We start from the raw sequence: 10,709 nt of genomic DNA, 5'->3' as shown, positions 1-10,709 counted from the left end.
AAAAAGGGCGGCCCCATGGCCGCCCTTTTTGTGGTATCATAGAACCGTATATTGCAAGAAAGAAGGTATTTTCTCATGGACACGGAAAAAGCGGTTCCTGCAGGCGGGAAAAAGAAGAAGCTCCATATTGAATTTCTCCGGGCTCTCTGTATCTGGCTTGTCATGTTTACCCATACATCTACGGCAGGTTTCTCTCTTTTTATAGAGCGGCCTGCTTCCTTTTTCTATCCCCTGTACCTGGCGGTTCCTTTCTGGGTGAAGACGGCGGTGCCTATTTTTTTCATGATTTCCGGCGCCCTTCTCCTGGGGAAGGAGGAATCGATTTCTCGGATCTGGCGGAAGCGGATATGGCGTTTCCTGCAGGTTATTTTTATCTTTTCCCTCATCAATTATGTGTGGTTCTATCATAACCTGCCGCTTTCCATCCCCGGCCACATAGCCAAGTTCTTTACCATGCTCTATACCTCCGACCTGGCTACGGCCTACTATTTCCTCTATATTTATATTTCTTTCCTTCTCATGCTGCCCATATGGAGGAAGCTGGTGAAGGTTCTGAATGAAACCCTCTATCTCTACCTTATCGGCCTCAACCTGTTCTTCGTAGGCCTGGTGCCCATGATTTCCTTCCTGATTTTCAAGGGCTCTGCGGAAATGAACTATTTCCTGAATCCTCTTCTGGCGGTGAGCGAGCCTACCTTTTATTTCCTCATGGGATACTGGATTGAAAATGTGCTGCCTGCCGGCTGGCTCACCAAAAGAAATATCATCAAACTGGGAATATGCGCCCTTCTGGGAACCGCGGCGGCCGGCGGCATGACCTGGTATCACGGTGTGGTGGCCGGCGGCATGACGGAGGCCATTTCGGAACGGTTCTATGATTCCTTCCTTTTCCTCAATACGGCCTTTGTCTTCTGCACCTGCCGCTGGTGGTTCAGCACCCATCATGTATCGGAAAAGACCGGACGCCTTCTGGTCTTCCTGGGCAGCATGTCCTTCGGCGTCATGCTGTTTGAAGAAATCACCAGAAATCTGACCCATGTGATCTATACCCATGTGCTTCTGAAATACATGTACCGCATTCCCTTCATCGATGCGGTGATCTGGATCTGCATCGCCTACTGCCTGGGCATCCTCATTACCTGGGGCATCAAGAAGATTCCCTATTTTGCGAAATTGATATAGTGGGGACCGCGGGTTCATAGGGTTCAAAAGGTGCAGAAGGTTCAGAGAGTGGTGATGGGCGCCTTTAAAATATGGAAGGCGCCGGTATATAGAAAACCTTTAAAATCTGACTCTCGTGGGGGAAAAAGGCAGACCGCCCTTGCGGATCGGTTGGGTGGTTCATCGGGATACAATTCCTGCTGATGAGTCTAAAGGTACCAGCCGTACTCAGCTGATTGCTGACGGCTGTCGTCTCTACGCTGATCCCTTAACGCCGACTATAAGACTCATCGCCGCAAAGCAGCGATACCGCTGCTCTCTGAACCCTATGAATCCTCTGAACCTTTTGAACCCGGGCCGCATGGCGGCCCTTTTGCACCCTCACATCGAAGGTGTGTCAAATTTCCCCCTTGCATCTCCCATTTCTTTTTGATAAAATAAAAAAGCTTGAGTACAAGTACACATGTCCGTGGATTTCATATCTGTGCCCTCTGACAGGGTGGTTATGAAAGAAGAAGCGGGCAGAGGTTATTAACAGGAGGTTTTTATTATGTCAGTTGTATCCATGAAACAGTTGTTAGAAGCAGGCGTTCATTTCGGTCATCAGACCCGCCGCTGGAATCCGAAAATGGCTCGGTTCATTTTCACCGAACGTAACGGTATCTACATCATCGATCTGCAGAAGACCGTAAAGAAGGTAGAAGAAGCTTATGCTTTCATCCGTGATGTAGCAGCTAAAGGCGACCCCATTCTTTTCGTAGGCACCAAGAAGCAGGCCCAGAATTCCGTTAAGGAAGAAGCTGCACGCTGCAACCAGTTCTATGTCAATGAACGCTGGCTGGGCGGCATGCTCACCAACTTCCGCACCATTCAGACCCGTATCAACCGTCTGAAAGAACTGGAAAAGATGTTTGAAGAAGGCACCACCGACCAGTATCCGAAGAAGGAAGTTATCCTTATGAAGAGAGAACTGGAAAAGCTGGAAAAGAACCTGGGCGGCATCAAAGACATGAAGAGACTGCCGGGCGCTATTTTCATCATCGATTCCAAGAAAGAAGAAATCGCTGTTTCTGAAGCGCATAAGCTCCACATCCCCGTTGTTGCTACCGTTGATACCAACTGCGATCCGGATGTCATTGATTTCCCGATTCCTGCCAACGATGACGCTATCCGCGCTGTAAGACTGCTCACCAGCAAAATGGCTGACGCTGTTCTGGAAGGCCGTCAGGGCCAGCAGGAAGCTGAAGCTGCTGCTGCAGAAGAAGCAGGCGAAGAAGCTGCTGAAGAACCGGCAGAAGAAACTGCTGAAGCAGAAGATAAGGAATAATCCATACGGGGAGGGGCTTCTTTGGAAGCCCCGGTCCTCTCTATTTCAGACAAACACCTTGAATTTTATGATGGAGGTCATAAGATGAAAATCACAGCTAGTATGGTAAAAGATCTGCGTACTAAAACCGGTGCAGGCATGATGGACTGCAAAAAGGCACTGGTTGAAGCTGAAGGCGATATGGAAAAGGCTGTTGATATTCTTCGTGAAAAGGGACTGTCCCAGGCAGCGAAGAAGGCAAGCCGCGTAGCCGCTGAAGGTGCTGTAGTTTCCGCTATCTCCGAAGATGGCAAAACCGGCACCATCGTTGAAGTCAACTGCGAAACCGACTTCGTCGGCAGCAATGAAGACTTCAAGGCTCTGGCCGCATCCATTGCCCAGCAGATTCTCAAGACCAACCCTGCCGATGTGGAAGCTCTCCTTGCTTCTGACATGAACGGCAAGACCGTTAAAGATACAGTGACCGCAGCCGTTGCTAAAATCGGTGAAAACATTTCCGTTCGCCGTTTCGTACGTTACGAAAGCCAGGAAGGCAAAGTATACAGCTATATCCATGGCGGCGGAAAGATCGGCGTCCTCGTAGAAATTAAGGGCGGCGACGAAGAACTGGGCAAGGACATTGCCATGCAGGTAGCTGCTGCCAACCCGTCCTACCTGGATCGCAGCGAAGTTCCCCAGGCTGAAATCGACCACGAAAAAGAAGTGCTTGCTGTGGAAGCTAGAAACGAAGGCAAGCCTGAAAAGATTATCGAAAAAATGGTTATCGGCAGAATCAACAAGTTCTACAAGGAAGTCTGCCTGGTAGACCAGGAATTCATTAAGGATGGAGATCTCACCATTTCCAAACTGCTGAAGTCCAAGAATGCGGAAGTTGTCCGTTTTGCCCGTTACCAGCTCGGCGAAGGCATTGAAAAGAAACAGGACGATCTGGCAGCCGAAGTTGCAAAACAGCTGAATCAGTAATTCACAAAGTAAGAGGACACTTTCTTAGTGTTCTCTTATTTTGTAAATGGACGAAAATACTATATAATAGAGAAAAACAGGTATTTTGTTTCTGGGGGTGTACAATGGAAGCTGAAACTAAACATTACAAGAGAGTTATGCTGAAATTATCGGGTGAAGCACTGGCCAATGACAAGGGCTTCGGCATCGATCCCGAAGTGGTTTACCGTCTGGCCCGGGAAATCAAGGAAGCCTGCGAATCGGGCGTTGAAATCGCTGTCGTCGTAGGCGGCGGCAACATCTGGAGAGGCCTGAAGGGCAGCCAGGGCGGCATGGACCGTGCTTCTGCCGACTACATGGGCATGCTGGCTACGGTGATCAACTCCGTGGCACTGCAGGATGCGCTGGAAAAGCTGGGCGTATCCACCCGTGTGCAGACAGCCATTGAAATGCGCCAGATTGCAGAGCCCTATATCCGCCGCCGTGCCATCCGTCATCTGGAAAAGGGACGGGTTGTCATTTTCGGCGCCGGCACAGGCAATCCCTACTTTACCACCGATACCACCGCAGCTCTCCGCAGTGCAGAAATCGAAGCAGATGTGATGCTCATGGCCAAGAAGCAGACCGACGGCGTCTATGATGCAGATCCCAAATTCCATCCGGAAGCGAAGATGTTTACCCATCTGACCTACAATGAAGTACTCCAGAAGCAGCTGGCTGTCATGGATAATACGGCCATTACGCTGTGCATGAACAATAATATTCCTATCGTAGTCTTTAATATTGATGTTCCCGGAAACATTGTAAAAGCGTGCAGAGGAGAAACCCTGGGCACCCTGATTGAAAGGAAATAATTATGTACGAAGACGAACTGAAAAACTTATCCGAAAAAATGGATAAATCCATTAATGCACTGAAAAATGAATTCACCTCTATCCGCACCGGTCAGGCCAATGCAAGCCTCCTGGACCGTGTATTTGTTGAATACTACGGAAGCCGCACCCCGGTTACCCAGGTAGCCTCCGTATCCGTACCGGAAGCCAGAATGCTGGTTGTTCAGCCCTGGGACAAATCCCTTCTGAAGGAAATTGAAAAAGCCATCCTCCAGTCCGATCTGGGCCTGGTTCCCATGAATGACGGCAACCTGATCCGCATGGCTATTCCTCAGCTCACAGAAGAACGGCGCAAGGAACTGGTCAAGGTAGTCAACAAGAAATCGGAAGAAGCCAAGGTGGCAGTCCGCAACATCCGCCGCGACGGCAACGTATTCCTGAAAAAGGAAGAAAAGAACAGCGACGTATCCAAAGACGTGATCAAAGATACGGAAGACAAGATCCAGAAGCTGACCGATAAGAAGATCAAAGAAGTGGAAGCTGTTACCGATCGGAAGATCAAGGAAATTATGTCTGTGTAATGAGGCTGCCTGGCGGCGGTTCTGCGCCCTTCGGGGTGAGGGTTCTGCAGTTTGACGGGCTCTCCGGGTTCAGTGGTTTTAGGTTTTGAAAAGGCCGCTGGGCCTTCGCACTGCAGGCGAATCAAACTGAAGAATCATTATTTCTTTCACGCCGCAGGTGTGTCAAATGCGCCGGTTGATTTTATCAATCGGCGCTTCTTCACTCTATGTTAAACAACCATTTTATCCTGAAACGAGGAATTCAATATGTCAGATCAAAAGGCTTTCCCGGAGCACGTGGCCATCATTCTTGACGGAAATGGCCGGTGGGCGAGAGAAAGGGGCCGGGAGAGAACCTATGGCCACCAGGTGGGCGCCGCCAATGTGAAAACCATTGTGCGGGCCGCCGGCCACATGGGGATCAAGATCCTCACTCTCTATGCCTTTTCTACGGAAAACTGGAAAAGACCGTCTCTGGAAGTGCGCTTCCTCATGAAACTGTTTAAAAACTACCTGATTTCCCAGCTGAAGGAGCTGGTGGAAGATAATGTGCAGGTCCATATCGTGGGCGACACTTCTGTTCTTTCCGAAGGGCTCCGCAAAGGCATTGCGGACTGCGAACGGGATACCGCCGCCAATGACGGACTGATCCTGAACGTGGCCATCAATTACGGGGGACGCATGGAAATCGTCCATGCCATGCAGGAAATTGCGGAAAAGGTGAAGGCCGGCGAGCTGGCTCCTTCTGCCATTACAGAAGAAACGGTGGAGCAGCATCTCTATCCTTCCGATGCCCGGGATGTGGATCTTCTGATCCGCACAGGCGGAGAATCCCGTATTTCTAATTTCCTCCTCTGGCAGGCTTCCTACAGCGAGCTTTACTTTACGCCGGTGCTGTGGCCTGATTTTACGGAAGAAGAACTCAGAAAGGCAGTGGACTGGTTTACAGGAAGGGACCGCCGTTTCGGCGGCCTTACGGAAAAGGATCACTGAGGAGGTATTATGAAAGTTCGTGTCATTACGGCCATTGTGGGCATCATTGCCGTGCTCTGCCTGGTATGGCTGGGCGGCTGGTTCCTGACCGGCGCCGTGCTGATTGTTTCTCTGATTGCGCTGATGGAATATGAGCGCATGCTGAAGAAAATTTCCATCCGCATTTATACAAAGCCCGCAGCCCTGGCTCTGGCGGCCATTATTCTTTCCTCCGGCTTTTATTCGGTGAAGGTCTTTACGGCAGTGCTTTTCCTGGCCTTCTGCCTGCTCCTTTTCCTGATTCTGGATATCAAGAAGGAAGAAATGACCGATTTGATCTATACGGCCTTCGGCGTGGTGTACTTCGGCATCGGGTTCGGCACCCTGTCCCTTCTCCGGGGCAGCAGGGAGCTGCTGCCGGCAGGAGCAGTGAATGCGGATCCCGGCATTTTCCTGATCCTCTTTGTTCTGGTATGCACCTGGGCCAGCGATTCCTTTGCCTATCTGGCGGGAAGAAGCCTGGGAAAGCACAAGATGGCTCCTCATATCAGCCCCAATAAGACAGTGGAAGGCCTGATCGGCGGCGCCATCGGCTGCGTGGTGCTGGGCGTCCTCCTGGCCTACGGCTTTAAGTACCAGCTGTCCCACGGCTTTTTCCTCTCCCTCATGGCGGCTGTCATGGCGCCGGTGGGGGATCTCTTTGAATCCTATATCAAAAGGGCCTGCGATATTAAAGATTCCGGTCATATCCTGCCGGGACACGGCGGCATGATGGACCGTTTTGACAGTCTTCTCTTTGTAGCGCCTTCCCTGGCGGCTGTGCTGGCTCTCCTTCGTTAATGTTTTCTGAAAAGAGGTATCTATGAAGCAAATTGCAGTTTTAGGCAGTACCGGCTCCATTGGCACCCAGACGCTGGATGTGATCCGCTGCCATCCCGACTTATTTCATGCCCAGGTCCTTGCTGCCAGAAGCAGCGTGGAGAAACTTCTGGAACAGGCGGAAGAATTCCAGCCCCGGCTCATTGTGGTAAGCGATGAGGAAGCAGGAAAGAAATTCAAAGCTGCCTACAGCGGCCCTGCAGAGGTTATTACCGGCAGCGGAGCGCTGGTGGAAGCGGCCCGCCGGGAGGATGTGGATCTGGTGCTGGTGTGCGTGGTGGGCATTGCCGGCCTGGCTCCTACGCTGGCGGCCATTCAGGAGGAAAAGGAACTGGCCCTGGCCAATAAGGAAACCCTGGTGGCCGGCGGCAGCCTGGTGCTGGCTGAAGCGGCAGAGCATCATGTGCTCATCCGTCCCGTGGACAGCGAACACAGCGCCATTTTCCAGTGTCTGCTGGGACAGGACAGGAAGCATATCCACAAGCTTCTTCTGACTGCCTCCGGCGGACCCTTCCGGGGGAAATCCCGGGAAGAACTGCGCCATGTGACGGTGGCGGATGCCATGAAGCATCCCACCTGGAATATGGGCATGAAAGTCACCCTGGACTCCGCCACCATGTTCAACAAAGGACTGGAGGTCATCGAAGCCCACTGGCTTTTCGGCGTGGACTACGACGATATTGAAGTTATCGTGCAGCCCCAGAGCCTGATTCATTCCATGGTGGAATATGACGACGGCTCCATTATTGCCCAGATTGGAAATCCGGACATGCGGCTTCCCATCCAGTTTGCTTTGACCTACCCCGAAAGACTGCCTTCGCCTTCTCACCAGTATGTGAACTGGCGGGATATTGCTTCTATCCTGATTGAAAAGCCGGATCTGGAAGTGTTCCGTTCCCTGAAGCTGGCCTATGAAGCCGGTAAAAGGGGAGGGGATGCCGCCTGCGCCTTCAATGCGGCCAATGAAGAAGCCATCCGCGCCTTCATCAGCGGCAGACTTTCCTTCCTTTCCATTTTTGATGTGGTGGAGGAAGTGCTCGATGCCTGGCAGGTCCATGAAATCCATGCTTACGAGGATATTATGGCAGCGGACAGGAAAGCCAGAGAGCTGGCAGACGGCGCTGTCCGGAGGCTGGCTTTATGATCGTTTCTATTCTGGCACCGATTTTCGTCTTTGCAGTCATTGTCCTTATCCATGAAGGCGGCCATTTCCTTCTGGCCAAGCTCACCGGCATGAGAGTGGACGAATTTGCCGTAGGCTTCGGACCGAAGCTGGCTTCTGTCAAAAAGGGGGAGACCCTTTATTCCCTGCGGATCATTCCTTTGGGAGGCTTCAACCGCATTGCCGGCATGGACTCCGAGAAATCCGACGACCCCAGGGCCTTTTCCAACCGGCCTGTGTGGGCCCGGCTTCTGGTCATTGCAGCGGGCTCACTGTTTAACGTTTTCCTGGCCTTCTTTATCTTCTGGGGCGCCTTCCTCTATGCAGGCTACCAGACCTTCCCCGATGTTCCTGTGGTAGGGGCAGTCCTCAAGGGAACTTCCGCTGAAAAGCAGGGAATCGTGGAGGGAGATAAGATCCTTTCCGTAGACGGAAAAGAGGTCACCACCTGGACGGATATAGGAAAAATCACCAGGGACCTGGACAGCCGCATCATTCCCGTGAAGGTGAGCCATGAGGGAGAAGAAAAAACACTGACCATCATGCTCACCGACGGCGAAAACGGACGGCCCATTATCGGCATTTCTCCCTATCTGGAGCACCACGATGTGGGATTCGGCCAGGCCTTCCTCATGGGCGGGGAACGCTGCGTCTACCTTCTTAAAATGATGGTGTCCGGCCTTGTGGACATGATATCCGGCCACGAAGCCGATGTGGCAGGGCCGATCGGCGTAGCCCGCATGAGCGCCCAGGTGGCGGACACGGGCTTCCTGTCCCTTCTTCTCTTTATTGCGCTGCTGAGCCTCAATCTGGGATTTCTGAACCTTCTGCCCATTCCTCTTCTGGACGGCGGGGTTCTCATTCTGACCCTCATTGAAGGCGTGACAGGCAGAGAACTTCCGGACAAGGCGCTCTACTACATTCAGGCTGTGGGAGTCACCATCCTTCTGGGACTTTTCCTCTTTGCCATGTGCAATGATATTAACGGACTTTTAAAATGACGCCCCTTGGACACGCCCCAAGGGCGTGAGGGTTCAGAAGGTTCTTAGGGTTCTGAGGTTTGACACGCCTTTCGGCGTGAGGGTTCTGGTAGGCGCCTTTTGGAAATGAAGGGGTGCCAGTATGTAGAAAACCTTTACAACCGGGCTTTCGCCCGGAGGAAAAACAGGCAAACCGCCCTGGAGGGCTAAGGAAATGCGGCACCCCCTTTGGTGGTCTTCGCCACCACCTTCCCCGCTGCTAAAGCGGTGGGACTATGGATGCTTGGCATTGTGCTGCATGATTCTACGGGTAAACATAGAGGAGCATATTCTCCCCCCTGAATAGGGTGGCAAGGGAACTGGATTCGTAGGGAGACGCAGTCGACTGAGAATCCAGTGACACGCTTCCCACCGGGTGGCAAGGGAACTGGATTCGTAGGGAGACGCAGTCGACTGAGAATCCAGTGACACGCTTCCCACCGGGTGGCAAGGGAACTGGATTCGTAGGGGAGCAAAGTGATCTGAGAACCAAGTGAAACGCTTTCCCGTGGATGCACAGCGAACACATTTTGAAGGAGCGGCAGTGACGCGCAAAATGTAGTGAGTCGTTTCCCTTTTAAGGGGGGAGTCCGGCGGAAACGGTCAGCCAGCCCAAAGGAAGGCGCCTTTATGGGCAGGCTAGGCGCCAACTTAGGCTGACTTGCACATCCTGTGCAGGATGTGCACAAGATAAGGGGTGGCGAACGCAGTGAGCCAATCAGCAGAATGTCTATCATGCTATATGATACGGGAAGGTAAGCACGTAACGCTGACTATAAAAACTCATTGCCCGAAGGGCGATACCTTCCCCTTTGAACCTTTTGAACCTTCTAAAACAAGAAACTGGAAACAAGAAACCAGAAACTATTTTATACAATAACAGTCAGGTGAAAAAATGGAGAAAACAAGACAGATACATGTAGGCTCCGTAGCCATTGGCGGCGGCGCACCCATTGCCATTCAGTCCATGAGCACCTTCAGCCCCGTGGACACGGAATATGCGGCAGCCCAGATCAATGCCCTGCACGCAGCAGGCGCTGATATTGTGAGAGTGGCGGTGCCGGATAGAAAGGCGGCGGAAGCACTGGGAGCCCTGCGGGCCAAAGTCCAGGTACCTCTGGTGGCAGACATTCACTTTGACTACCGCCTGGCGCTGACGGCCATGGAACAGGGCATTGATGCGCTCCGCATCAACCCCGGCAACATCGGCAGCCGGGACAATGTGGTAAAGGTGGTGGATATGGCGAAGGAAAAACATATCCCCATCCGCATCGGCATCAATGCAGGATCTCTGCCCCAGCACATCCTGGACGCCCACGGCGGCCATCCCACCGCAGAGGGCATGGTGGCCGGCGCCATGGAGCATGTGAAAATCCTGGAGGAAGAGGATTTCCACGATATCGTCATTTCCGTCAAATCCACGGACGTTCCCATGATGGTGAAAGCCAACCGCCTTCTCCATGAACAGGTGAACTATCCCCTTCATCTGGGGGTGACGGAAGCAGGCACCCTTTACCGGGGCACCATCAAATCTGCCATCGGTATCGGCAGCCTTCTCCTCGACGGCATCGGCGATACCATCCGTGTATCCCTCACCGATGATCCCCAGAAGGAAGTTAAGGCAGCCAAGGAAATCCTGAGCTCCGTGGGCATGCAGCAGTACGGACCGGTGCTCGTTTCCTGCCCCACCTGCGGCCGCACCCAGGTGGACCTCATCCACATGGCCCAGGAAGTGGAAGAAAAGATCCAGAAATTTAAAAAGCCCATCCGTGTAGCCGTCATGGGCTGTGCCGTCAACGGCCCCGGCGAAGCCAGAGAAGCAGACTTCGGCATAGCCGGAGGCAAAGGAAGCGG

Annotated in this window: 10 protein-coding genes; all 10 read left to right on the top strand. The window is 52.5% G+C overall.

From position 1 onward, the window contains the following. Positions 1-75 precede the first annotated feature (75 nt). Positions 76-1,182 carry an acyltransferase gene (locus tag ACI4N7_RS07805; protein ID WP_439732793.1) on the top strand — a complete coding sequence of 369 codons (1,107 nt, stop codon included), beginning with the start codon at positions 76-78 and terminating at the stop codon, positions 1,180-1,182. Positions 1,183-1,711: 529 nt separating this feature from the next. Next, positions 1,712-2,488 carry a 30S ribosomal protein S2 gene (gene rpsB, locus ACI4N7_RS07800; protein WP_439732792.1) on the top strand — a complete coding sequence of 259 codons (777 nt, stop codon included), beginning with the start codon at positions 1,712-1,714 and terminating at the stop codon, positions 2,486-2,488. An 84-nt stretch (positions 2,489-2,572) separates the two neighbouring features. Then, on the top strand, positions 2,573-3,451 hold the full coding sequence (tsf, locus tag ACI4N7_RS07795; RefSeq protein WP_439732791.1) for a translation elongation factor Ts: 879 nt from the start codon (positions 2,573-2,575) through the stop codon (positions 3,449-3,451). Positions 3,452-3,555: 104 nt separating this feature from the next. After that, on the top strand, positions 3,556-4,284 hold the full coding sequence (gene pyrH, locus ACI4N7_RS07790; protein WP_439732790.1) for a UMP kinase: 729 nt from the start codon (positions 3,556-3,558) through the stop codon (positions 4,282-4,284). Positions 4,285-4,286: 2 nt separating this feature from the next. Beyond that, a complete protein-coding gene (frr, locus tag ACI4N7_RS07785; RefSeq protein WP_439732789.1) occupies positions 4,287-4,844 on the top strand; it encodes a ribosome recycling factor in 558 nt (185 codons plus the stop codon). Positions 4,845-5,090: 246 nt separating this feature from the next. Next, entirely contained in the window at positions 5,091-5,816 is a 726-nt protein-coding gene (locus ACI4N7_RS07780) for an isoprenyl transferase (protein ID WP_439732788.1), read from the top strand. Between the two features lie 9 nt (positions 5,817-5,825). Next, on the top strand, positions 5,826-6,635 hold the full coding sequence (locus ACI4N7_RS07775; RefSeq protein WP_439732787.1) for a phosphatidate cytidylyltransferase: 810 nt from the start codon (positions 5,826-5,828) through the stop codon (positions 6,633-6,635). Positions 6,636-6,657: 22 nt separating this feature from the next. After that, positions 6,658-7,818: a 1-deoxy-D-xylulose-5-phosphate reductoisomerase gene (locus tag ACI4N7_RS07770; protein ID WP_439732786.1), complete on the top strand. Its 1,161-nt coding sequence runs from the start codon at positions 6,658-6,660 to the stop codon at positions 7,816-7,818. After that, positions 7,815-8,837: an RIP metalloprotease RseP gene (rseP, locus tag ACI4N7_RS07765; protein ID WP_439732785.1), complete on the top strand. Its 1,023-nt coding sequence runs from the start codon at positions 7,815-7,817 to the stop codon at positions 8,835-8,837. The genes ACI4N7_RS07770 and rseP overlap by 4 nt, the downstream gene beginning before the upstream one ends. Before the next feature lie 913 nt (positions 8,838-9,750). Next, the coding region (gene ispG, locus ACI4N7_RS07760; RefSeq protein WP_439732784.1) for a flavodoxin-dependent (E)-4-hydroxy-3-methylbut-2-enyl-diphosphate synthase at positions 9,751-10,709 on the top strand (959 nt) is incomplete at its 3' end.

It is taken from the genome of Dialister sp. (genome assembly GCF_051885895.1).
GTDB lineage: Bacteria > Bacillota > Negativicutes > Veillonellales > Dialisteraceae > Dialister.
The sequence above is the reverse complement of the archived record's forward strand: the minus strand, read 5'-3'. Positions and strand labels throughout refer to the sequence as shown.